Origin of the sequence: Streptomyces sp. LS1784 (assembly GCF_020103755.1) — a bacterium.
GTDB lineage: Bacteria > Actinomycetota > Actinomycetes > Streptomycetales > Streptomycetaceae > Kitasatospora.
In genome coordinates, this window is the sequence record NZ_JAHSQD010000038.1 from 1 (window position 1) to 22,497 (window position 22,497).

23 protein-coding genes and 2 pseudogenes are annotated in these 22,497 nt (G+C 70.0%); 13 read left to right on the forward strand and 12 right to left on the reverse strand.

What is annotated here, in order from left to right:
• Nucleotides 1-369: 369 nt before the first annotated feature.
• The 3 genes from KS423_RS07640 to KS423_RS07650 all read left to right on the forward strand — a co-directional run bounded on the left by KS423_RS07640 (nucleotide 370) and on the right by KS423_RS07650 (nucleotide 2,272).
• The gene (locus KS423_RS07640) at nucleotides 370-687 is read left to right on the forward strand and encodes a hypothetical protein (protein ID WP_224276450.1); all 318 of its coding nucleotides are present in this window, start codon (nucleotides 370-372) and stop codon (nucleotides 685-687) included.
• 335 nt (nucleotides 688-1,022) lie between these two features.
• Entirely contained in the window at nucleotides 1,023-1,877 is an 855-nt protein-coding gene (locus tag KS423_RS07645) for an IS5 family transposase (RefSeq protein WP_224276452.1), read from the forward strand.
• Nucleotides 1,874-2,272: a hypothetical protein gene (locus KS423_RS07650; RefSeq protein WP_224276454.1), complete on the forward strand. Its 399-nt coding sequence runs from the start codon at nucleotides 1,874-1,876 to the stop codon at nucleotides 2,270-2,272. Before KS423_RS07645 ends, KS423_RS07650 begins: the two co-directional genes overlap by 4 nt.
• Before the next feature lie 83 nt (nucleotides 2,273-2,355).
• Here the strand turns inward: KS423_RS07650 and KS423_RS07655 are convergent, their stop codons facing one another.
• Nucleotides 2,356-2,937 (reverse strand): SMI1/KNR4 family protein, encoded by a 582-nt coding sequence (locus KS423_RS07655; protein WP_224276462.1) that lies wholly within the window; start codon nucleotides 2,935-2,937, stop codon nucleotides 2,356-2,358.
• A 39-nt stretch (nucleotides 2,938-2,976) separates the two neighbouring features.
• A pseudogene (locus KS423_RS07660) lies at nucleotides 2,977-3,093 on the reverse strand (AAA family ATPase); the annotation flags it as partial.
• 75 nt (nucleotides 3,094-3,168) lie between these two features.
• Between KS423_RS07660 and KS423_RS07665 the strand changes: the two are divergent.
• The gene (locus tag KS423_RS07665) at nucleotides 3,169-3,387 is read left to right on the forward strand and encodes a hypothetical protein (RefSeq protein ID WP_224276464.1); all 219 of its coding nucleotides are present in this window, start codon (nucleotides 3,169-3,171) and stop codon (nucleotides 3,385-3,387) included.
• A gap of 106 nt (nucleotides 3,388-3,493) precedes the next feature.
• On the opposite strand, the gene KS423_RS07670 is transcribed toward KS423_RS07665, so the two are convergent.
• The gene (locus KS423_RS07670; protein WP_224276466.1) at nucleotides 3,494-4,261 is read right to left on the reverse strand and encodes a hypothetical protein; all 768 of its coding nucleotides are present in this window, start codon (nucleotides 4,259-4,261) and stop codon (nucleotides 3,494-3,496) included.
• Between the two features lie 79 nt (nucleotides 4,262-4,340).
• Nucleotides 4,341-4,814 carry a hypothetical protein gene (locus tag KS423_RS07675; RefSeq protein WP_224276474.1) on the reverse strand — a complete coding sequence of 158 codons (474 nt, stop codon included), beginning with the start codon at nucleotides 4,812-4,814 and terminating at the stop codon, nucleotides 4,341-4,343.
• 135 nt (nucleotides 4,815-4,949) lie between these two features.
• Here KS423_RS07675 and KS423_RS07680 point away from each other — a divergent pair, with 135 nt between their 5' ends.
• Genes KS423_RS07680 through KS423_RS07690 form a run of 3 tightly spaced genes read left to right on the forward strand, consistent with a single transcriptional unit; the run spans nucleotide 4,950 to nucleotide 7,069 of the window.
• On the forward strand, nucleotides 4,950-5,312 hold the full coding sequence (locus tag KS423_RS07680; RefSeq protein WP_308020148.1) for a MarR family transcriptional regulator: 363 nt from the start codon (nucleotides 4,950-4,952) through the stop codon (nucleotides 5,310-5,312).
• Nucleotides 5,309-6,730, forward strand: coding sequence for an MFS transporter (locus KS423_RS07685; protein WP_224276478.1), 1,422 nt, complete (start codon nucleotides 5,309-5,311; stop codon nucleotides 6,728-6,730). The genes KS423_RS07680 and KS423_RS07685 overlap by 4 nt, the downstream gene beginning before the upstream one ends.
• 45 nt (nucleotides 6,731-6,775) lie before the next feature.
• Nucleotides 6,776-7,069, forward strand: coding sequence for a DUF1330 domain-containing protein (locus tag KS423_RS07690; RefSeq protein ID WP_224276480.1), 294 nt, complete (start codon nucleotides 6,776-6,778; stop codon nucleotides 7,067-7,069).
• A 571-nt stretch (nucleotides 7,070-7,640) separates the two neighbouring features.
• Here KS423_RS07690 and KS423_RS07695 read toward each other — a convergent pair.
• Nucleotides 7,641-8,036: a hypothetical protein gene (locus KS423_RS07695; RefSeq protein ID WP_224276482.1), complete on the reverse strand. Its 396-nt coding sequence runs from the start codon at nucleotides 8,034-8,036 to the stop codon at nucleotides 7,641-7,643.
• Nucleotides 8,037-8,122: 86 nt separating this feature from the next.
• Nucleotides 8,123-8,353, reverse strand: a complete 231-nt coding sequence (locus KS423_RS07700) for a hypothetical protein (protein ID WP_224276484.1) — start codon at nucleotides 8,351-8,353, stop codon at nucleotides 8,123-8,125.
• Nucleotides 8,354-9,562: 1,209 nt separating this feature from the next.
• Between KS423_RS07700 and KS423_RS07705 the strand changes: the two genes are divergently transcribed.
• The 3 genes and pseudogenes from KS423_RS07705 to KS423_RS07715 all read left to right on the forward strand — a co-directional run.
• Nucleotides 9,563-9,988: a hypothetical protein gene (locus KS423_RS07705; protein ID WP_224276486.1), complete on the forward strand. Its 426-nt coding sequence runs from the start codon at nucleotides 9,563-9,565 to the stop codon at nucleotides 9,986-9,988.
• A gap of 367 nt (nucleotides 9,989-10,355) precedes the next feature.
• A complete protein-coding gene (locus tag KS423_RS07710) occupies nucleotides 10,356-10,799 on the forward strand; it encodes a hypothetical protein (protein WP_224276488.1) in 444 nt (147 codons plus the stop codon).
• Nucleotides 10,744-11,010 (forward strand): annotated as a pseudogene (locus KS423_RS07715) (hypothetical protein); the annotation flags it as partial. The gene KS423_RS07710 and the pseudogene KS423_RS07715, both read left to right, overlap by 56 nt.
• Before the next feature lie 963 nt (nucleotides 11,011-11,973).
• Here the strand turns inward: KS423_RS07715 and KS423_RS07720 are convergent.
• Nucleotides 11,974-12,441, reverse strand: a complete 468-nt coding sequence (locus tag KS423_RS07720) for a hypothetical protein (protein WP_224276490.1) — start codon at nucleotides 12,439-12,441, stop codon at nucleotides 11,974-11,976.
• Nucleotides 12,442-13,129: 688 nt separating this feature from the next.
• On the reverse strand, nucleotides 13,130-14,239 hold the full coding sequence (locus KS423_RS07725) for an FAD-dependent monooxygenase (protein ID WP_224276492.1): 1,110 nt from the start codon (nucleotides 14,237-14,239) through the stop codon (nucleotides 13,130-13,132).
• 178 nt (nucleotides 14,240-14,417) lie between these two features.
• Here KS423_RS07725 and KS423_RS07730 point away from each other — a divergent pair, with 178 nt between their 5' ends.
• Both KS423_RS07730 and KS423_RS07735 read left to right on the forward strand, forming a co-directional pair.
• On the forward strand, nucleotides 14,418-15,374 hold the full coding sequence (locus tag KS423_RS07730) for a TetR/AcrR family transcriptional regulator C-terminal domain-containing protein (RefSeq protein WP_224276494.1): 957 nt from the start codon (nucleotides 14,418-14,420) through the stop codon (nucleotides 15,372-15,374).
• Nucleotides 15,375-15,635: 261 nt separating this feature from the next.
• Nucleotides 15,636-16,850 carry a glycosyltransferase gene (locus tag KS423_RS07735; RefSeq protein ID WP_224276496.1) on the forward strand — a complete coding sequence of 405 codons (1,215 nt, stop codon included), beginning with the start codon at nucleotides 15,636-15,638 and terminating at the stop codon, nucleotides 16,848-16,850.
• A 148-nt stretch (nucleotides 16,851-16,998) separates the two neighbouring features.
• Here the strand turns inward: KS423_RS07735 and KS423_RS07740 are convergent, their stop codons facing one another.
• From KS423_RS07740 to KS423_RS07750, 3 genes are all read right to left on the reverse strand, one after another.
• Nucleotides 16,999-17,610 carry a PASTA domain-containing protein gene (locus KS423_RS07740; RefSeq protein ID WP_224276498.1) on the reverse strand — a complete coding sequence of 204 codons (612 nt, stop codon included), beginning with the start codon at nucleotides 17,608-17,610 and terminating at the stop codon, nucleotides 16,999-17,001.
• Entirely contained in the window at nucleotides 17,610-18,188 is a 579-nt protein-coding gene (locus KS423_RS07745) for a SigE family RNA polymerase sigma factor (protein ID WP_224276500.1), read from the reverse strand. The genes KS423_RS07740 and KS423_RS07745 overlap by 1 nt, the downstream gene beginning before the upstream one ends.
• 548 nt (nucleotides 18,189-18,736) lie before the next feature.
• Nucleotides 18,737-19,699, reverse strand: coding sequence for a MerR family transcriptional regulator (locus KS423_RS07750; RefSeq protein ID WP_224276502.1), 963 nt, complete (start codon nucleotides 19,697-19,699; stop codon nucleotides 18,737-18,739).
• Between the two features lie 102 nt (nucleotides 19,700-19,801).
• On the opposite strand from KS423_RS07750, the gene KS423_RS07755 reads away from it, so the two are divergent.
• Nucleotides 19,802-21,031 (forward strand): PIN domain-containing protein, encoded by a 1,230-nt coding sequence (locus KS423_RS07755; RefSeq protein WP_224276504.1) that lies wholly within the window; start codon nucleotides 19,802-19,804, stop codon nucleotides 21,029-21,031.
• Between the two features lie 993 nt (nucleotides 21,032-22,024).
• Here the strand turns inward: KS423_RS07755 and KS423_RS07760 are convergent.
• Nucleotides 22,025-22,492: a hypothetical protein gene (locus KS423_RS07760; protein WP_224276506.1), complete on the reverse strand. Its 468-nt coding sequence runs from the start codon at nucleotides 22,490-22,492 to the stop codon at nucleotides 22,025-22,027.
• Nucleotides 22,493-22,497: the final 5 nt, after the last annotated feature.

The window sequence follows — 22,497 nt, forward strand, 5'->3', positions numbered from 1 at the left end:
GTGCACGTAGAAAGTGCCTTCCTGCTGGGCTGACAGAGACCTTAGACAAGCCTCATCATCCCAGTTCAGAAGGCACTTTCGCGTTCCCGCTCATGATCCGGACACGGCCCCAAGTGAAACGCGCAGGCTAGTGTCTCGTGATATGCGGCGTGTGGCATGCAGTAGTGGTGCGTCACCTGTTTTCAGTGGCTGGTGTCGTGATTGGTGCTGGTCAGGGCGTGAAGCTGCTGAAAGATGGTGGCGTGTTGGCGTTGAAACGCGATGTCGTTGTTCGGTGAAGCTCTGCTGCCACCTGCTATGAAGGCTGCCGCGGTCGGTGGTGGGGCTGGTTGGTGCCGGCCCCACCATGGCCTGGAGCGGAAGGAACGGTTGGAACGGGAGGCGGAGGAACAACTGGAAACCGCCCGCACGGCCAACGCCGTGCTGCGCCCGTGCTGGACGTGCCGGGGATCGATCGGCGGCCAGGAGGGCTCGAAGCTGGAGCTGCGGGAGACGGCCGGCCCGGACCGGCTGGAGTGCCCGGACTTCGAACAGGTATGCACCGCACGGGACTTGGGCCCGCTGGTGCTGCCCGCCCCGACCAAGCGGGAGCTGATGGCCGCCCTGGTCTCCGCCCCCGCCGATCCGTGGTGGGAAGACCGGGTGCAGCACGCCAAGCTCTACCCGCCCAAGGACCGCACCGCGTGAGCGAGCAGCAGACGGCCCTGCCGACGAGCCGCAGTCACATTCGCCAAGCGCACGCTGTGAAGTTGCATTTCGTTGTCGTGGTGAGCGGCAGCGGTTTGTCGTGTTGTCCTGTGGGCTGATGCCTGGTCAGATGTGGTAGCGGTCGGTCTGGCGTCATCCTGGTGCGGTTTCCGACGTCATGCTGGTGACTGGCTGCGTAGGTGAGATCTGAGAGCACTTGTGGGCGAACGCTGAGAGGGCGTTAAGTCCGTTTCTGGATGATCTGGTGTCGCCCGTTCGTGTGTACGGAGTCGTTCAGGCTGACTCGCGTGTCGTGTGCATGATGCTGTTGGGGCATGGAACGGATGCCGTACTCAACGGACTTGTCCGACAGGCAGTGGGCCTTGATCGAGCCGCTGGTCACCACATGGAAGCAGGAGCGGGTGTCGCGCTCGGCGACCGGGGATCCGGGCTCCACCGACTTGCGGGAGGTCGTGAACGCATTGCTCTACCAGAACCGGACGGGGTGTCAGTGGCGGCTTCTGCCGCACGACTTTCCGGCCTGGTCGGCGGTGTTCTACTACTTCACCCTGTGGCGCCAGGACGGCCTTGACCAGCGGATCCAGGAGATCCTGCGCTGCCAGGTGCGGGAGCGGGCCCGGCGATTAGAGGACCCGTCCCTGGTGATCATCGACACCCAGTCCGTCCGCGTGGCGGCGGGGGTGCCGAAGGAGACGACGGGACTGGACGCGAACAAGAAGACGCCCGGCAGGAAGCGGGGGCTGGCCGTCGATGTGCTGGGCCTGGTCATCGGCGTGGTGATCCTCGCCGCGAGCGCGCACGACAACGAGGCCGGCATCGCCCTGCTGGACCAGGCAGCCGAACGATGCGGGATGCGCCTGGAGAAGGCCCTGGTCGACCAGGGCTTCAAGGACGCCGTGATCATCCACGGGGCGGTGAACGACATCACCGTCGAGGTGGTCCGCCGAAACCCCGACGACCAGGGCAAGGGCTTCGTTCCGCAACCGAAGCGGTGGGTGGTCGAACAGGTCAACGGCACCCTCATGCTCCACCGGCGTCTCGCCCGTGACTACGACCACCGGCCCGACAACGCCGCCTCCCGCGTCTACTGGGCCTCCACCGCGGGCATGCTCCGCCGCCTCACCACCCCCAGCCCCGCCTGGCGCGACGAGATAGAGCTGGCCGCATGAAGGTCACCGAACTCCTGTGGCGATTGCAGGCCGAACACGACGAGACCGCCGCACGAGCCGACAGCCTGCGCGAGCAGATCGAGCGGCTGACCACCGGCCTCGTCGAGACCGAGGCCCGCCTGGCCGAGCTCACCGCGACCCGCAAGGTCATCGACAGTCTCACCCTGCCCGAGCACGAACCGGCCCCTGCGGAGACCGCAACCGTCTACCAGCGCATCGTGACCGCCTTCAACGAGCACCCCGGGCGGGTCTTCCGGGTTCGCGACCTCCACGAACTCCTCGAGCTGCCCACCGACGAGCCCTCGATCAACGTCACCCGCTCCCGCCTGGGACGACTCGTTCGTCAGGGACTCCTCGACCAACCCGGACGCGGCCGCTACCAGAAACGGACTTAACGTCCTCTGAGAGCACTGAGGCGAACTTCTCCCTGCAAATGTTGGTGAGAAACGAGAGCGGCTGGTGTGGCTGTGTCGGGTGGTCAGACTTCGGGGTAGTAGTCGAAGATCCCTGCCTGTATGAGCCGCTCTTCTTCGCGCCAGTGGAGGAACCGCGGCGGGCGCGTGTCACGGATGCTGATGGCGTCGTCGTACTGGTCGGTCACCAAGTTGATCAGGAACTCGGCCATGCCGCAGGGGTAGAGCGTCCAGCGCGACTTGGTGTGCCGGCCGCATACGAGGACGGGCCACTGGTTGGGGTCCTCTCCGGTGGTGACCCAGCAGAGGATGTCGGGGCCGGGGGTGCGGCCCCAGATCATGATGTCCTCGGGAGCGACATCGGGGCGCCGGTACTCGGGAGTATGGTGCCAGGTGTCCTGGGCTCCTGGGGTGTCCTCGGCGATGCTCCCTTCGGCGTAGAGGCTGTCCGGGGCCGGGACCGGACGGAGGATGTAGGCGACTCTGTTGATGCCGTCGGCGCCGTAGGTCTCCAGGAAGGACCTGTAGTCCGCAGGCAGGCGGGTGTCGAGCTCATGCTCGGCACCCGCCCAGTCGATCTGCTCGTCGATGCCGGTGTCGGTTGGCATGATCTGTGCCAGCGCCGCGATCCCGGGATGCATCGCCATGTCCTGCCCTTTCGCTCGGTTGGATCAACCTGGCGTCGGTCAGGATGCTTGCTCCTGCCGGGCTCGGGTGGTGGCGAGGCGGTATGAGTCGGTGCCGGTCTCGATGATGTTGCCGCCGAAGGTCAGGCGGTCGACGATGGCCGCGCAGAGGCGGGGCTGGGGCCAGACCGCTACCACCGATGAGAGCGCTTTGGCCTACCCAGCCCCGTTCGGGCTGCGAGACTGGTGATCATGACTGACCGCGACCGTCGCAGGCTCTCCCTGCGCTTCTCCGAGTCCGCCGTCGACGCTCCCGTGCCCGCCCAGTCCGGCGGGCGCCGGCTGCTGCCGGTCGAGCAGGGTGCCGACTTCCGCCAGCCGCCCGGCGAGACCACGGCCGTGCCAGCCCCGGCCCGCCGCCGCCTCTCGCCCGGCGGCCTGACGTTCTCCGACCCGGACCGGCAGATCTGACTGGTCCTGCCGTCCCGGCCGCAGGCCGTGACCTGCGGCGGTTTCAAATTTGGGCCCTCACATGAGGGCCCAAAAGTAGAAGCCCCCGCCGCTGTCCTGCGGGTTTCTACCAGCCGTCCATCGCCCGGACGTCCCCGGAGAGGGCGTAGCGGCGGCAGGCGAGGATCTCCTCGGTGGTGATGCCGATGTCGTTCGCGAGGCGGGCGAGACCAGCGTCCTCGGCCTGGAGGTCGGAGACGTAGGTCGGCACGACTTCGAGGGCGAGCGCACCGATGCCGAGCTGGGCGGCACGCTGCTGTGTGAGCGCGTCGCGGCCGACGCTCAGATGACGGCGCCAGGCCTCGGCGGTGATGCCGTCCGGGGCGGGTCCGGTTTCCAGCTCGGCGGCCGGGATGTCGGGGCGGGCGCGGACCTCGGCGACCGCGGCGGCGACGATGCCGCCGACCATCTCGGCCGGGAGCGCGGCGCCGTCGGCGTCCTGGTGGGTGTCGGCGAGGCGTTCGGCGATCAGGTCGGTGAGCTCCGCGGTGCGGCCTTTGAGGTCGACGACCGTGCGCACCGGCAGAACCAGGCCGGTGGTGTCCCACGCGTGGGACACCACGAGCTCGGCCTGCACGGTGTCCTCGATCGCCTCGGCGACGGCCGCCAGGTCGAGCAGCCGGTACGCGGTCGAGCGGCCGATCCCGAACTCGGCGAGCGCGTACGCCGGCCACGACGGGTACTCGAGGACGGTCCACACCCGGGCCTGGTGGGCGGCACGGACCCGGCGGGCGAGGACCAGGACGGCGGCTCGGACGTCCTCGATCGCGGTGCGCAGCTGCTCGGTCAGCTCCCGGGCCCGCGCTGATGAGGATCCGCGAAAACGGCCAGGCATGCTCTCCGTTCCCAGTTGGTTGGACTGTTCAACGGTCTGAGGAGGGTGGGGAGCGGGGGCCCCGAGGGTGGTCAGCGGGTCAGGTCACGGCACTCTCCGCAGTGGCGGAACGCCGGGCATGCGGCCGATGACGCATGCGGCCGATGACGGGCCGGGCGGCTTCCGGGGTGGCCAGTAGCGCGACGATGGTGATCGGCTGCTGGCAGTGCGGGCAGTCGCGTGTCGCGGTCGGCTCCAGGGGGTCTCGGACCGGGGTCTGCTGCCGTGAGGCGGTGCGGGTCGGCGGCGGAGGGGACACGATGCGGGCCGGTGGTGCGGAGGGTCGTGCCTGTCGGAGACGGCGGGCTCGTTCCTCGTCCGGGGCCTGGTCGCGGCGGTGCTCGGCCTCGCGGCGGCAGACCATCGAGCAGTAGACGGTGCGGACGGTCTTGCCGGCCTGGAACGGGTCGTCACAGACGGGGCAGGTCCGGGTCTCCATCTGGGCCTCGCTGTGGCGGGACGCGGTCCGGCACTCGGCCGAGCAGAACTTCCGCAGCCCGCGCCAGTCGACCATTTCCATAAACTATGAATATAAAAATGCTATGCTTCGAGCATGAGTCGTCAAGACACCGCTCCTGGCGCGTCCGCCGCCATCGGGGCAGCCCTCTACGGCCTGGCCACCAGGGCCGCGAGACGCCTGCCCCGGGACATGAGCCTGACGTCCGCCGCCACCCTGGCCACCCTGGACCGGACCGGACCGCGGCGCATCACCGATCTGGCCGCGGTCGAGGGCGTCACCCAGCCCGCGATGACCACCCTGGTCCGGGTGATGGAGGAGTCCGGCCTGGTCGAGCGGCGGGGTGACGCGTCCGACAAGCGGGTCACGCTGGTGTGCCTGACCGAGGCCGGTGCCTCTTATGTCCGGACGCGGCGCCAGGCGGGCGTCCACGCGTTCGAGCGGTTGATCGGCGAGCTCACCGGCGACGAGGTCGAGGCGCTGGTGGCGGCCCTTCCGGCGCTGACGCATCTGGCAGAGCTCGAAAGCCAGGACCGCGAAGGGCCGAAGCAGTGACCGGGCAGCCGGTCGGCGCGGTCGCGGTGGAGACGTTCCCGGTAGCGCGTTCCGAGGCGCGGCTGCTGGTCCCCGCCCTGATGTTCATCGCTCTGGTCGTGGCGGCGGTCGCCAGTCTCGGGACGCCGCTCATCACCAGCGTGGCGACCTCGTTCCACGTCTCGCTCGGCAGCGCGCAGTGGACGCTGACCGTCGCGCTGCTCAGCGGCGCCGTCGCCACGCCGGTCCTGGGCCGGCTCGGAGCCGGCCCGCACCGGCGGGCCACGATCCTCGCCACGCTGGCGGTCGTCGTCGCCGGCAGCGCGCTCACCGTGCTGCCGCTGCCGTTCGCGTGGCTGCTGGCCGGCAGGGCGGCCCAGGGCGTCGGGCTCGGGCTGACGGCGCTGATGATGGGCGTGGCCCGGGACCACCTCCCCGAGGAGCGCAGCGCGGCCGTGATCGCCCTGATCTCGGTGGTCTCGATCATCGGGGCCGGCGTCGGCTACCCGCTGGCCGCACTGCTCGCCGAGTTCGGCGGGGTACGGGCCGCTTATGGCCTCGGCCTGGTCGTCACCGCCGCCGCCCTCCTGACCGCGTGGCGCTCCATGCCCGAAGCCCCCGAAGGCCGCTCCGCCCACGTGGACGTGGCAGGCGCGGTCGTCCTGGCCGCTGCGCTGCTCCTGGTGCTGTTCCTCGCCGGCGAACGGAATCTGTGGAGCCGGCACCTCGCCGTGGCGGCGGGCCTCGCCGTCGTCGCGGTGGTGCTCCTCTGCGTCTGGGCCGTCATCGAGCTGCGCAGCACGACGCCCCTGGTCGATGTGCGGGCGGTGCGGCACCCGGCGGTCGCCGGGGCGAACCTCGCCATGTTCGTCGGCGGGATCGGCATGTACCTCCTGCTCACGCTCATCACCCGGTACGCGCAGACGCCGCACGGCGCCGGCTACGGCTTCGGGCTGACGACCTTCGTCGCCGGGCTGGTCCTCATCCCGTTCTCGGTGCTGGGGTTCGTCGCCGGCAAGCTCACGCCGCGGGTCCGGACGCGGATCGCCGACCCCCTGCTCCTGGCCGGCAGTGCCGTCGTGGTCGGCGGCGGGTTCGCCCTGTTCGCGGCGGCCCGGTCAGACCTGGCCGAACTGTTCGCGGCGATGGGCGTGCTCGGCTTCGGCGTCGGCGGCTTCTCGGCCGCGATGCCCGGCGTCATCCTGGCCGTCACCCCGAGGAGCGAGACGTCGAGCGCCATGAGCTTCAACTACGTCGTCCGCAGCGTCGGGTACTCCCTGGGCAGTGCCATCGGCGGCCTGATCCTCGCCGCGGGCACCGGCCCCGGCCACCTCTTCCCCGACGACAGCGCCTACACCACCGCGGCGCTGGTCGGCATCGGCGCCATGGCGATCACGACGCTGACAAGCCTCGCTCTCGCCCGCCGACGCCCGTTCTAGACCAACTCGTAAGCTAGACACACTTATTACAACACTGGAGGTGCCATGCCCAAGGGATACTGGGTCAGCGTCTACCGCACCATTTCGGACCCTGAGAAGCTGGCTGCTTACAACAAGCTGGCTGGTCCGGCCGTCAAGGCCGGGGGCGGCCGGACCATCGTCCGCGGCGGTCGGGTCGTGGCGCATGACGCCGGAATCGCCGAGCGCACCATCCTGGTCGAGTTCGACAGCTTCGAGCAGGCCGTCGCGGCGCGCGAGAGCGCGGCCTACCAGGAGGCGCTGGTCGCCCTCTCCGACGGCGTCGAGCGCGACTTCCGCATCGTCGAAGGCATCGACTGACCGAGGTCCAGTCGGATCTTCACTGAAGATCCACCATCTTGGTTTCCGCTGGTGCGGCGGGGTTCGTGGGTGCTCGTGCTGGTCGTGGGCGGCTGTCTTCGGTCTTGATCGTCTGTCAGCGGTCGAGTTCGAGGTTCGTCAGGACGAGAGCAGGGCGCGGAGCAGGCTGGTGGCGCGGGCGGGGCCCGTGCGGAGTTTGGTGAGGATGCGCCAGGTCTTCAGGTGCGCGAAGCCGTGCTCGACGGGGACGCGGCAGCGTGAGGAACTACGCGAGCGGGTCTGGCCAACACCTGAGCACCGGGTGAGGAAATTCAAAGAGCCCTATCAGCGCCTCGTCGACCGGGCCGGCCTGCTCCTGGTCCTCGTCCATGCCCGGCTCCCCCACCACACCACACCACCGGGCCGCCGAGCAGAGCAGCAGCGCCGTGACCCCGGCGCTGCTGGCCTCCCACCGGCCGGGTCCCCGCGGAACGCCCCCCTGCTCCCTCAGGACCTGGCCGGCTGCGCTCCGTTCCCGGACGCTCGGAGCGCGGGTCTACGGGGCGGTGCGCCTGCGGCGGCGGGCGGCCTGCTACATCTCGGCCTCGGCCAGGTGCCGGCGGCCGGCGGCGAGGCCTTGGCGGACCTGTTCCTCGACGGCGGTGAACACGCGGTAGTAGGTCCGGTCGTACGCCTCGATCAGCTGGTAGGTCCACATGCCCGGGACGACGTCCCGGCCCAGGAGCTCCCGCTCGACCAGGCCGGCCTGCTCCTCGTGCCCGGCCTGGCGCAGCATCCGCACCGCCTCGGCGAGCATCCGGTCGGCGCCGCCGGTCATGTGGTGCACCGCGTACAGGTGACCGCGGGCCCGCTCGGTGTACTCCAGCGCCTTCGCCGGCATCCCCAGCGCCTCGATGGTCGCGTCGTCCACCCCGGGCGGCCGGCGGTGCGCCTCGTCCGGCTCTTCGGCCCCGACGCCATCCGCCACCGATGCCTCCCGACGCGCTCGCCCGACCCCCTTCACCGTCGTCCGGCCCGGGAGCAGGCGCACGCGGGGAAGGGCCGACCGGCGGGTCAGACCGCCGGTTCCAGTGCGGTGTCCGGGTGGGCGGCCTGCTTGAGCTTCATCTCAGCCTTGTGCCGGTTCCCCACCCCTGCCCAGTGCTCGTGGGAGTACAACTCGGCGCCGACCGCAGCGAACACGGCCCGCTGCTCCTCGGTCGCCTCGGCGGCCCAGTCGGCCTCGGCGGTGTACCAGTGGCGCTGGAGTTCGAGCCGGTCAGCGGGGAAAACGGTGTCGGACACCGGCCCATCGTAGGTCGCACACCCGTGCGGCCGAGAGGGCGACCCCGCCACCGGCCACGCTGCTTTGCCGGCCTCCCACCGGCCGGGCCCTTGTGGAACGCATCCCCGTCGTTCCCAAACCCGGCCGAGCTGCGCCCCGCCTCCGTCCGTCGCAGGCCCGTAGGCCTGCCGGGTGTGTCCGCGACGGCAGGAGCGGGAGCAGCCGCAGCAAGCCCTTGCCGTGCTGGGCGCCCGACCCCGTCGCCGACGACGCGAACCGTGCGGTGATGCAGGCTTGCGCCCTGCTCCGCGCCGCCGAGGCGCACCTGGTCGACGCCGGCACGGCAGGTGTTCGGGCGCTGCCCTTCGATCGAGTGCGGCCGAGCAGGCCGTCGCCTTCCAGCGGTGACCGCCGCTGGCGTATCTCCAATCGGTTCTGCCGATCCCTGGTCTGGCCGGTACGCACTGCGTAGTCTCAGATCTGACTGTCCGGCAGCACCAGAGCCCGGGGGACCAATGGCTCACGAGGCAGGCCCAGGCCAGATCTTCGGTGGCAAGTACCGGCTGATCTCCAGTTTGAGGTCTGGCCGCTTCGGCCGGGCCTGGGAGGCCCAGGACGGGGCATCGCAGGTAGACGTTGCGATCAAGGAAGCCTCACTCAGGTCGCCACCGAGCCCACGATCGCCGCCAAGAACACTCCCGGCAAATTCCATCAGGGAGACCTCCCTCTGTGACGGTGGGACGATCTTGTCCAAGTCGAGCGCTTTCTCATGCCGCTAACCTCCCCACATGGAAGCCGATCGCTGTACAAGGGAACAGAAAAATGACCTTTATGGACATCCTGATCTGGGCCGGAATCATCTGGGCTGTCGTCATGGTTATCGGCCGGCTCTCCTCGAACCAGGACGATGCCAACAGGCGATCGCGTTACAACGGCGGCGGTGACAGCGGAGGCGGTGACAGCGGCGGTGGCACCGGAAGTGGCTGCGGGGGAGGAGGCGGTGGCGCCGGAAGTGGCTGCGGCGGAGGTTGCGGCGGAGGCGGAGGCGGAGGCGGAGGCGGAGGCGGAAGTGGCTGCGGCGGAGGTTGCGGCGGAGGCGGCAGCTAAATGGTCGGCTGCACCGGTGCCTCGCCGCGATCAGAGCGGTTGACACAAACCGCTGCCAATGCGGCCATCCAGGACGGAGATGCGGCGTGATTCAAGGACGGTTCTCACGACGGCTCGACCGCATGCAGTCCGCCGTCGACGCGCTTGAACTCCCGCCTGCCGTCTACAAGACCTGTCCCTTTCAGCCTCGGGAGCTTGTCGAGACCGGACTACGGCAGTGGTTACGGTGCTGCGGAGCGGCCCTGCTGGACAAGCAGATCATCGGCATGCCCTCATTAGCCGTGGACGAGGCGTGGCACGGGCTGATTCTGTGCACCGCACGCTACGCAGCCTTCTGCCAGGCAAGCTACGGACAATTCCTGCATCACCATCCCCAGGGTGGTGAACTCCCCGGGAATGCGAAACGCGCAGGATCGATGCGGGAACAGCTACATCGGACGGCCGTGGCGTGGTCACTCGTGGCCCGGCCCGACGAGAAATGCGTCCTGTGGGAGCTCGATGTGCGGGTGGGCGTGCCTGAACCGTGGAGCGTGAGCCCGCCTTGCTGACCCTTGCCCGGGACACGCCGCTGGACCGGGCAGGCGGCCGCGTGCCGGCTGACGGAGGCTGATGACCCGGGTATCGACCCGCTGTGGGGCAACCTGATGGAACCGCTGATTTTCTTGGCCGAGCAGAACACCTTGGAGATCGGCTTTTACTCCGGGGCTTCCGGGGTGCCGCGGCGGGCCCGGAGGCGTGTGCGCTGTAGGGGGTGCACCCCGCCACTTCTGGACGAGCCCACCGCGGGACTTGAGCGCCGGGGTGACCTGCCGCGCCTGGCGGGTCCTCGCGCCGACTGTCGTGGGACCCTCGCCGTCGTACGGCAGGCTGCCGGGCCGGTCATGGCCCGCCAGGTCGGCGAAATGGGGGGTGGACGTGAGCGTGCGCCGCTACCTGCTGAGCAGCACCCCGGCCGCCCGGCGCGGCCTCGGCCTCGGACCCGGCGCCCGCGACGCCCTCCACCGCCCACCCGGCCGCCAGCAACCACCCTGGACCCGTCCCGCACCAGCCCCGGACCATCCGGCCCGCCCACAGCCGCCCCAGGCCACCCAGCAGGCCGCCGTCGACGCCATCGCCGCGCTGCGCCACCTCACCCCGGCCGCCGTCCTCGAGTCCGCGCTCCACCTCGCCCAGGCCCTGCTGGAGCGCCCCATCGAGGACCCGCTCCTCCTGGAGGCCGCAGCCGGCGTCACCGCCGGAATCCCGCAGTACCTCGCCGCCGCCCGCACCCCACCACCCACGCCGTCCACCCCGCCCACCCGGCCAGTTCGCGCGGGCGGGTTCAGGAGACGCTTTCTGCTTCGCTGGCGAGGGTGGTGAGGAACGCCTGGTGGTGTACGTGAGCCTCGACGGTGAGGCCGGCCCGCTTGCCCTCGGACTGCCGGAATTGGTGCAGCTGTGCCTCGTGGCGCCGTGGTGGCGGGACGCTCCCGGACGGACGACCGAAGAACTCCGGGCCGTGGCCGACGGCTACCGGGAGGACCTTCCCGACCTCGATGAGCGGCGCCACCGTGCGGTCCTCACCTTCGGCCCCGGCTGGGAACTCGGCTCCTGGCACACCCCCGACGCCCAGGGCGTCCTCCAGCTGCGCCACCACAACACGCCGATCGGATGGGCCGCACCCCTGCCCGAGGGACCGTGGGGCCAGGCCGGTTGGATCGCCCTCCTCTACCAGCCGCAAGGCGCCAACGACTGGGCCGCCCCGTCCTCGCCGCTGTCCTGGCTGCTGTCCTCGACGTCGAGTTCACCGGCATCGACCGGGGCGTCCTCGACATCGACTGACGCCACCAGACCGCCAGATCCCGTCCTCACCGAGGCCGCAGCCGGTAGCCCGTGACAACGAGTTGCAGCGCAGGCGTCACCGAATTGCAGCACCGGGCGTCACTGGGCTGCAGTTCTGGCAGGAGGGCCAGGACGCGGTGCTGGCCGTGGGACTTCCCGAGGCCATCCATAGGCCAGCCCCGGAACCCAGCACCTCCTGAACGAGCACAGCATTCCCTAGCCAGTAGTTGAGGGCGCCTGCCGCAGGCGGGTGCACTCAACTGCCCTGCCCTTGCCGATAGCCTCATCCGCCCAGGTGAGAGCCGGTGGGAAGTGATTCACCGGATGCCGACCACGTTGCCGAGCCGGCGCTCTGGCGAGACTTCCGCGCGAGGGTCCGCGACAGAGATCCGGCCCTCGCCGAGGAGGAGCCGGTCGACCGGACGGCGCACTGGTGGTGCCGTGCCTACCGGGTCGGCAGCCGGCTGTCGCGGACTTGTCCGCCGGCTGCTGGGCGGGCGTGTGGTGGACCGTCTTCGACCATCGAAATGAGGGCGGTTGGCGGGTGTGGGACGACGTGGTGCCGGTGGTGGTCACGGCGCGCGCCTGCGTGCCGCCGGGCAGGGTGTGGCACTGCTCGGTCTGAACGGCTTCTCCTCGCCGAGGGGCGTTCGCGGTGGGGGCGGTCGGCGCGAGGTCTGCGCCGGCCGCCCTCACCGTGTCCTCCGGGCGGTTACTCCTCGCCGATCGGGCGCACGTACTCCAGGGTCCAGGTCTCCTGGAACTCCGCCTTGGGCTTGCTGAGTTCGATCTGCGTGCCGCGGTGCGAGGCATGCCAGGCGTGGCCCTTCGCCGACAGGACCTTGAGCCCGCCGAGGACCGGCTCGAAGGTGAACTTCGCCAGCTCCTCGCGCGGTACGGAGTTCACCCAGAGCTTGTCCTCGGCGTCCACCGAGGGGGAGTCGTGGACGGCGGGCGGGGCCGCCAGCAGCGCGGCGAACTCCGGCGGGCTGTACGGCGCGATTCGGTGCGCGTCGAGGTCTTCGGCTCCCATGCGCCGGGCGATGACGAGGGGTCCGGTGAACGCCCACTCGGTCGCGGCCTGCCGGTTCGGCAGCGCGCCGACCAGCAGGGCCAGTGGGCTGCGGGTGAGCAGGGCGTCGGCCTCGGGCTGCTGGGCGATGCACACCGTGGTCTCCACCGGCACGGGCCTTCTTGTGGACGGATGTTGTCCGCCCAGTGTGAGCGCGCGGGCCCAAGGCGGCGGGCAACACACGCCGCCAAGGGCCGGGCGGGCACTCGGTCGGCCCCGGGGCAGCGTTTTGGGGTGTGACGGATCGGGTGTCCGCTCGTTGGCCCGGGTACCTGCCGGTCGCAGGACGGCGGTGCCCGGCGACCACCCCCTGCCCGGGCACTGCCGTACCGATCCGGTCCGACCGGACTCGGCCGGTGCGGTTTACACCCCGCGGGTGCCGGCGGTCACGCCGGCAGGTGTCGCCGGAGCCGGTGTTCGACAACCCCGAGCCCAGCATCCGGCCCGGATCGCGCCAGGCCGGCCGCTCCGGCTGCGCCGTCGTCTGCGACCTGCCGTTCGTCCGTCCGGTGCGCGGCACCGGACGGCGCCGTGAACTGCGCGTGGTCATCGGCGTTGGGACTGGTAAGCCCGCATTTTGAGGTGTCGCGTATTCGAGGCTGAAGTCAGCCAGTCATCACGTTGAGTGAGCATGCTCTGTCGCTGCTGTACTGGTGCGAAGGGCGGGCTGCGCAGGCCAGTCGCAGCCCGCCTGAGGAATCGCCATGCAACTGGCCGGGTGGGAGACGTTGGCTGGAGAGGCGGGTCCCACAGCGTGTCGGTTGGCATCGTGGCGGTGGCGAGGTTGCCGGAGAAGTCAGTCGTCGAGTGCGATCGCGTTCTTGGCCCGTTCGACGGAGGCTTCGGCAGCCGGTCCGCCGGGATTCTCGGTGGCGAGTGCCTGGTTGAGCTCGACGAACGGACGCATGCGTTTCTCGTAGCAGGCGAACGCCGCGCGGTGGTGCGCGCCCGTGCGTCGCAGGGCGTCGGCCAGTACGTAGGCTCCCACGAGAGCGAGGCTGGTCCCCTGGCCGGACAGCGGAGAGGCGCAGTAGCCCGCGTCGCCGAGCAGGACGGTCCTGCCGTTGGACCAGCGGTCCATGTGGACCTGCGTCATCGCGTCGAAGTAGAAGTCGTCTGCCTCCCGCAGGGCCTTCAGCAGCCTCGGGGTCTCCCAGCGCAGCGTCGCCATCCGATCGGCGACGAATTGCTTGTGCTGTTCGGCGTGACGGTGGCCGGCGGGAAGCGGTTCGGCTGCGAAGCCGAACGTGATCCTCAGCTGGGTGTTGTCGCGCACCGGGTAGATGCCGTAGCCGGCCTCGCCGTCTCTGAGCCACAGCTGCCAGTCGTCCAGGGCGAGGAAGTTCTCTGCACTGAAGATCGCCAGATGCATGCCCAGGTGGCGGGTGAACTGCTCCTCGGGCCCGAAGCTCAGCCGTCGCACGGCCGAGTGCAGGCCGTCGGCTCCCACGACCAGATCGAAGCTCCGGGGGCGGCCGTGCTCGAAGGCGACCCGTACCCCGTCCTCGTCCTGGTCGAGCGCGCTGATGCGGTCCCCGAACACGAACTTGACGTCGGCGCCGGCCTGTTCGTGCAGGAAGCGGACCAGGTCCTCACGCAGCAGCTCGATGTCGTCGTTGGCCAGCCGACCACTGCTGAAGGTCGTCTCGGTGGAGCGGTCGATCTCCCTACCATCGCCATCCAGCACCGACATGCCGCGCATCTGGGTGCGGTGGGCCCGGACTTGGTCCAGCAGTCCCATCCGCTCAGTGACATCGAGTGCGACGCCACGGATGTCCACCGCCTGGCCGCCGGGCCGCAGGCCCGGGGCGTGCTCCACGACCGTCACGGCGACGCCGTCGCGGTGCAGCAAACGGGCGAGCGCGGTCCCGGCGACACCGGCGCCGGAGATCAGCACAGTCTTCATACAAGCTCCTTCATACGCTGTACGCGCCCTGAATGTACGACGTACGCGCGGTGCCGCCAACTGCCGTTCTCCCCGTTCTGCTCTAGGACAACAGGGTCATTTCAGCCTCCCGCGCTGGTAGGGTCTGAACTAGTACAGATTCGATGGCGCGAAAGAAATTTCTCAGGGAGCCGACAGCATGGCCTCGCAGTCCGACCCGCCGTTTCGGCGCATCGCCGACGAGATCGCCCGGCGCATCGCCGAGGGGGAGCTCGCCCCGGGTGAGCGCGTGCCGTCGACACGGCAGATCGCCCGTGAGTGGGGAGTCGCGCTCGCCACGGCCACGAAGGCCCTTACCGTGCTCCGCCTGGAAGGGCTGGTTGAGGCCCGTCCCCGGGTCGGTACCGTGGTGGCGGCCAGAGAGAGCGCGGCGCCGGTGGAGCACCGTGCCCCGTCCAAGCGCCGCCCTCCGTCCATGGCCCCCTCCGATCACGAACTGAGCCGCGAGCGGATCGTCCGCGCCGCGGTGGACATCGCAGACGGCGAAGGGCTGAGCGCGGTGTCAATGCGGAGCGTTGCCGCCAGGCTCGGTGTCGCCGCCATGTCCCCCTACCGGTACGTCAACAGCAAGGACGACCTGGTTCTCCTGATGGCGGACGCGGCGTTCGGCGAGGAGACCTACCCGGTCGAGCCACCGGAGGGGTGGCAGGCCCGCCTGGAACTCGGTGCGCGCACCTTGTGGAGGATCCACCGCAGGCATCCCTGGCTCGCACAGGTCGGCTCCCTCACCCGCCCCCTGATGCTTCCGGCCCTGATGGCCCACGCGGAATGGGTGCTCGCCGCCCTCGACGGCCACGGCCTTGGCCCGGAGACCATGCTCGACCTGCACGTCCTGCTCTACAGCTACATCCACGGGATCGCCGTGCACCTGGAACGGGAAGCCCAGGCCGAGGCCGCTACTGGCCTGTCCGAGGAGCAGTGGATGGACCACCAGGCCCCCGCCTTCGCGGCGATCACTGCGGCGACCCGGTACCCCGTATTCACCAGGATCGCGAGCAGTTGCAAGGACGGTTACGATCTCGATCTGGACACGCTGTTCGAGTTCGGCCTCAAGCCGCTCCTCGACGGCATCGCCCTCATCATCGAGGCTGCGTGACGAAGATGAGGTGCTGATTCTGGCCTGCCGACTACCCCTCCGCCACCTTGCGCCGCCCCGCCGACGTCCGTTTGGCTTTGTTCACGAGTTTCGAGTTTCGACAGCGGATGTACGCGGCTTTGAGCAGCACGCCGACGTGGCGGTGTTCGATGTTCATGAGTAGCGACAGCGCATGCGCTCGGGGTTGCAGTAGCCAGCTGGGTTGAGGGTGCCCTGGCCGGCGATGGTGACCGGGCGGCCTTCGCCGTGGAGAATCGCTCCATGCGCATTCTGATCATCACCGCCGGTTCACGAGGAGACGTCGCGCCCTTCACCGGCCTGGGGCGCCGCCTGCTGGACGCGGGCCATCAGGTCGCCGTGGCCGCTCACCCGGCCTTCGCCGCACTCGTCGGCGGGTGCGGTCTCGACCATCGGCCTGTGCCGGGAGACCCGCAGGGGCTGATCCGAGACGTGTCCCGGGCTGCTTCGCGGGAGGAGGCCCAGGCGATGATGAGGGCGTACGCGGACGGGCTCGCCGATGGGGTGGCGGAGGCGGTCGCAGGGGGAACCGACGTGCTGCTCACCGCCTTCGGCCCGGCACCGCTCAGCCGGATGGCCGGCGAAGCGCTTGGCATCCCCGTCATCGGCACCTACCTCGCACCGTCCTTCGCCACCAGGCAGTTCCCGCTGCCCAACGCACGGAACTCCGACGACCTGGGGCCGGAGGGCAACCTCGCCGCAGGCCGGGACGTGTTGGGACGCGCAGAAGGGGTCTTCGCGGGTGCGGTGACCCGGCTGCGTGCCCGCCTCGGGCTGCCCGCCGCCGCGCCCTCGGCAGCGGGGGACATCCGGCCGGTCTTCCACGGCTTCAGCCCACTGGTGGTGCCGCGCCCCGAGGACTGGCCGTCCCGGGTCGAGGTGGCGGGCTACTGGTGGCCCGCGCGGCCGGATCGCTGGCAGCCCTCGCCCGAACTGGTCGACTTCCTCCAGGCCGGCCCGCCCCCGGTGTTCATCGGGTTCGGCAGCATGGCAGTGGGGCAGGGGGAACGGCTCAGTGAGCTGGTGGCCGCAGCAGTGAAGGGAACAGGCGTACGTGCGGTGGTGCAGGCGGGCTGGGGTGAGCTGAGCGGCTGCGGTGACGATCTCCTGGCCATTGGCGATGTCCCGCACGACTGGCTGTTCCCACGTGCAGCCGCCGTCGTCCACCACGCCGGGGCGGGTACCACCGCAGCCGGACTGCGGGCCGGAGTACCCGCTCTGCCCGTACCCGTCATGGCCGACCAGCCGTTCTGGGCGTCCCGGCTGCACCAGCTAGGAGTTGCCCCCCGGCCCCTGCCGTTCCAGGACCTCACCGCCGAAGCCCTCCGCGACGCGATCACCGCCTGCCTGTCCGAGCCGGTCCACCGCCACCGCGCGGCCGAACTCGCCCGCGGGATCGCCGCAGAGGACGGCGCTGCTTCGCTGCTCGCCCACATCGGCGCACTGGGCGCCGGGTGAACCCAGGGAATGCTTCATCGCTGTGCTGCCCTGCCGGGCTGTCCGAGCTTCTCGATCGCATCCAGCGCTGCTGAAAGGCGCGAACGATTCGAACTTCAGCCACCACCGCCGGGCGCCGGGCCTGAAGCCCGGCACCGGTTGGGCGTGTTCAGGGTTTGCCCTTTGAGATGAAGAGGATGACGGCCGTGTCCGAGGTGACGGTGGTACCGGGCCGTGGTTCCGTGTTGATTACTGCCCCGGCCGGGGTGTTCCAGTCGGTGAAGTTCTGGATGCGTCCGATCTTCAGTCCGGCCTCGATGATGGTCTTCTCGGCCTGGTCCTGGGTCATGCCGAGGACCGGGGGGATGGTGACGGAGGCGTTGCCCGGTACCGGGGGGCCGGGTGACGGCGTCCCGCTTCCCATGGGGGCGCCGGGGGACGCGGCGGTGGTGGTGCCGGGGGCGGGTGAGGGGGTGTTCGGGACGGCGGACGCGGTCGCGGAGAGACCGGGAGCGGCGGCGGTGTTGTGGCGGGTCGGCCGGTCGGAGTCGTGCAGGGCGAAGGCCGTTCCTGCGGTGAGTGCGATGGCGGCCGCCGATGCCGTGACGGCGGCGAGGGCGCGCCGTCGTCGAGTGCGGTGCAAGATGGCGGGGCCGTCGAAGGCGGGGGGGTGTGCGTCGTTCGCGAAGTCGTCCATGGCCTGGATCAGTGCCTCTCTGAAGTCGGGGCCCGGCAGGGGGCCGTGGTGACCGGTCTGGTTGTCGGGCGGAAACGGGGTCATCACGCACCTTCGAACTGGGACAGCGGGACGGTTTGATGGCCGTCCGGTGCGGGCGGAGGCGGTTCGGGCTGGGGCGCCGCGGTGCGCAGTCTGGCCAGGCCGCGGGCGAGTTGCGAGCGTACGGAGCCGGGTGAGATCCGGAGCGTCTCGGCGATCTCCCGGTCCCCCATGTCGTGGAGGTAGTGCAGCACCACGACGGTGCGCATCCCGATCGGCAGGGCATGCAGTGCCTGCACCAGTTCGTCGCGGAGATCCACCAGTCGGTACGGATCGCGGGGGTCGGCGTGCTCCGTGTAGGGCGAACGCTCGCCGATCCGGCGGAGCCTGCGCCACCGGTCGTTGGCGAGGTTCACCACGATCCGGCGGACGTATGCCTCCGGCGAGTCCGCGACGGCGATCCGGTTCCAGTGCCGGCACGCCTTCTCCAGGGCTTCCTGCAGCAGGTCCTCCGCGTTGTCCTGACTTCCGGTCAGGATGTAGGCGGTCCGGAACAGCGCCGCCGAGCGCTGCTGGACGAATTCGACGAAGTCGATTCTGCGCGCATCCCTGTCGCGCCTGCCCAGCCTCACCAGCCGCATGCCGATGCACTCATGCTCTCCTCCTTTGATGTTCCCGCGCCCATGACGGCGCATCGCCGCTCCTTGCTGCACGGGCCCGCCCGAAGTGATACACATCACCCGGCCTGGGCCGCCCGCAGGGCGAATGCCTTGCTGCGACCGTGCTGGACGTGGCCGGCTCCGGGCCATGGCGCGGCAAGGGGCGGGCCAGCGAATGTGCCGCTAGATTTCCCTTCGCATGCGAAGTGTGCGACCGGATCGGCCGATCACGAGTGAGGGGTTGCCCTGCGCGTGCTGTTCACCGGGCCGGGGGCCGTCGGCCACCTGTTCCCGATGGTGCCGCTGGCCCACGCTCTTCGCACCGCCGGCCACCAGGTCGTGTTCGCGGCCTCGTCGCCGACCGGCTGGCGTCACCGGGGTACTTGCCGGGATGGGCGGCTGCTTGGCGACATGGGGTCGGAGCGCATGGGGGTGTTCTCTCGAAGGGCGGGCTGGTCGCCGGGGACCCGGCGCGTGACTGACGATCAGCCATGGACTGATCTCTCGGGGGTTGGCATGGGGATCACGGTTCAGGGCCCAGGCGGGTGGTCCGCAGCCAGGGGGAGGCCGGTGACCTGCTGGTGCAGGGCCGCAAGGGAAGCGGCGAGGTGTCCGGGGCCGGTGGCGATGGATTGGGGCGGGGCCTCGCCGGTGACGGTGAGGGCGTGTCGCCAGTAGCGCAGCGGAAACGAGCCGGGATGCGCGGAGTGGCGGAACCGGGTGCGGAACGCCGGGGTGTCGTCGTGTCCGCCGATGCGGGCGTACGTGCGCACGAAGTGGCCGAGCGCCTCGGCGTTCCCGGCCTGGCCGCCGGAGGCCAGGGCCTCGGCGGCCAGTTCGCAGGCGTCCATGATGCCGGCGTAGAACGACGCGACATCGCCGACCTGTCGGCTCTGCGGTTGGCGGCGCCGGCCGTCTCCGGTGGCCAGGGCGTGGAGTTCGGCGTAGGCGAGGACGGCCGTGCTCGTCGGGCTGGCCTGTGGTTCGGGCACCGCGCCTTCGATGACGGCCCGGGCCAGGCGGCGCGGCAGGCCGGCCGGGAGCGCCCATTGCCAGTAACGGACCAGGCGGTCGTGGGCCTCGTCGGGGCTGCCCACCTCGGAGAGCAGGGCGAGGCGGCGCAGCCGTTCCGGCTCGGGGCAGCCGTCCAGGGCCCGCAGCGCACCCTGGCGCCACGTCAGCCCTCGCAGCTGCGCCTGAACGGTGTCCAGTTCGCGGGTGACGAGGTCGGCCAGGGAGTGTTCCCCCGTCATCACCGCGGCGATCGCGGCGATCGGGGTGTCGAGTGCACGGAGGCGCTGGATCAGCCGGAGCCGCGACAGTGCGTCCGTGTTGTACCTGCGGTGGCCGCCGGGACTGCGTCCGCTCTCGGGCAGCAGCCCGATATCCGAGTAGTAGCGGATGGTCTTCACGGGCAGCCCGGTGCGTGCGGCCAGCTCGCCGATGCCAACCGTGTTCCCGCTTTGTGTGCCGTGCGCTTGCGTGTCGTGCATCACAGCCGGTTGAACCTCCACCACGCAGGAGCCGTTAGCGTTCACGGCGACCGCTGCCCTCCAGCGCGCTTCGGGGCGGAACTCGCCGAGGAGGATCATCACATGCGGATTCTGATCGTCACCGCCGGTTCGCGAGGGGACGTCGCACCCTTCACAGGCCTGGGACGGCGCCTGCTGGACGTCGGCCACCGAGTCACTGTGGCCGCGCACCCGCCCTTCGCCTCGCTCGTCGATGGGTGTGGCCTCGGCTATCGGTCACTGCCGGGCGACCCGTACGAACTGATCCGCGCCAGGACCCGGGCGGCGTCGCCGGAGGAGGTGCGCGCGGCGACGACGGAGTTCCTGGACCGGCTCGCCGACGGCGTGGTGGCGGCCGTGGCGGACGGCACCGACCTGGTGCTCACCGCGTTCGGCCCCGCATCGCTCAGCCAGGCGGCCGGCGAGGCCATCGGCATCCCCGTCATCGGTACCTACCTCGCACCGGCCTTCGCCACGCGGGAGTTCCCGCTGCCCGGTATGCCGGACGGCGACGACCTGGGACCGGAGGGCAACTTCGCCGCAGGCCGGGCGCTGCTGGCCCGGGCCGGAGCGCTCCAGGACGAGGTCCTGACGCGGCTGCGCGCCCGGCTGCGCGGCGACCGCTACGGTCACATCATCAACTCCGGCGCGCAGGATCCCTACCAGCTAGACCGGACCCTGGCGCTGTTGAGGACCGAACTCGACGAGCTGCGCTTCTTCTTCACGGGTACCACCTACGATCTGCGCCAGACCCTAGCAAGGTTCGATCGCCACGAGGGCCTGTCGGTGGTGCTGGACACCAACGACCTGCTCCACTACGTCCGCCTCGACACGATCCCGTGGCGGAAGGAGTACGGCCCAGGCACCGTTGTGGTGATCCCACTCGTGGTGGTCGACGAGATCGACACCAAGGCCTACTCCCAGACGGAAAGGGTCCGGAAACGGGCGCGCGGCGTCTACACCCTGCTGGAGGACCTCCTCAACGCCAGCGATGCCGAAGGATTCAGCACGCTGAATGACGGCACCCTGGTGCGGGTCCTCACCGACGAGCCGGGCCACCAGCGGCTGCCGAACAACGACGACGAGATCATCGCCCAGGCCGCCGCACTGCGCCAGATGCTTCAGCCCCGTGAGCTGGTCCTGGTGACCCGGGACATCGGCGCGCGCGCCCGCGCGCTCGCCTGGGGAGTACCGGCTCAGAAGCTGCCGGACAAGTACCTCATTCAGGATCAGGGGCTGTCCCGACCGGAGATGCAGCAGCACCTCGACGACCTGGCCGGGCCGAATGTCCCGGCCCCCGCGTCCGGCGCCTGATGCTGACCGGCCGCAGGCCAGCCGGCCGCCGCGATCGCAGGATCCCGGGACCGCGCAATCTCCCACCCGTGACATGAAGAAGGGGTGCCCGGCCGCGCAGACCGGACACCCCTTCCCCGCGTCGGCTACCGCCGCGCCTCGGTCTGTTCGCGGATCGCTGCGGCGACCTCCAGCAGGGCGTAGGCGACCGCTGCGAGCCCCTCGCCGACCGCGTCGGTCCGCTCGTCCTCACCGGTCCGTCGCGTAGTCCCGCGCCAGATCGCCGTTGTACGTCACCGTGCTCCTTCCCTGGTGTTGATCAGCAACGTGCCGGAGCCTCCCCGGATGGGGCTGCGTTCATGCCCAGGGGGTATCATCGCGTCGCCCGGTTGCCGTCCGCGTCCGCCTCGGTGGCGGCATCAGCACCCAGGTCCTGCAAGAAGGCGCCTCATCGCCCGTTCGTGCACGCCTACCCCGCGCCTTCAGCACGGCACGGCTGGCGCGCTCGATCCACCAGGCACGCTGACCGCATGGTCTATGACACAACGCGAGTCGCGCCGTACTGCCTTGACCCGTGGTGCGAGAACCCCGACCCCGAACTCATCCCCGATCATGTGTGCGACTGCTGGATTCTGACGCCTGCCGAGCGTGACGCCGCCGAACAGCGCTACCGCCAGGCCCAGACGGAATCCCCGCCTCCAGCGACTGAAGCGACCGAGCGGCCCGGCGGGGCCACTGCTGAGGATGACTGACACCGTTTCGGTCCAGCCTGGGCTGCGCGGGGGCCGGTGTTCGCGCGCCGTGGAGGGGCCGGTCCGCGTCCGTGCCCCCGAGCGGATGTGCGGACCGGCCCCGGCGGTGTGTCAGTGCCAGGTCACCTCGACGTGCTGGGCGAGGAAGTGCACCAGGGCGATGAGCAGCGAGGAGCCGGTGGAGGCCAGGACCGCGCCGATCATGCGATTGGGGTCGCGCCAGGCTGGCCGGTGCGGTTCAGCCTCGGCGTGGGCCTCGTGCTCATTCGCTCAGAAATTCCTCGATCGCACGAGCAGCGGAGGCTGGGGTTGATTCGTCGCACGGATCATCCATCCCGAGCATCGGAAGATCGAGTGCAACGCTAGCCGAATCACCGAAACTGCTTCTCGCCATCCGGAGAGATTCGAGAACCGCATAGTAGGCAGGGCTGACATGTTCAAAATCATCCCTGATGACAAATTTGCTGCCCCGCTGAACAACCGGCCGGAATGGCGGGACAATAATCCACTCAGGCAGGCCGTCACCCCTAGTATTCGACAGCACCTGAGCCGCTTCCCTTTTCGGGCTGCCGCCATACCGGTCGAATGCCCAAACTCCCGACATCACGAGTGCGTCAGCTTGAACTGACCGGTCAGCTTTATTGACGAACTCGATATCTATTGACACAGGCAGGAGTCGTGACCAGAGCTCAAGGGTCGACTGTTGGCGTGACGTCACATAGATCTTCATCGAGC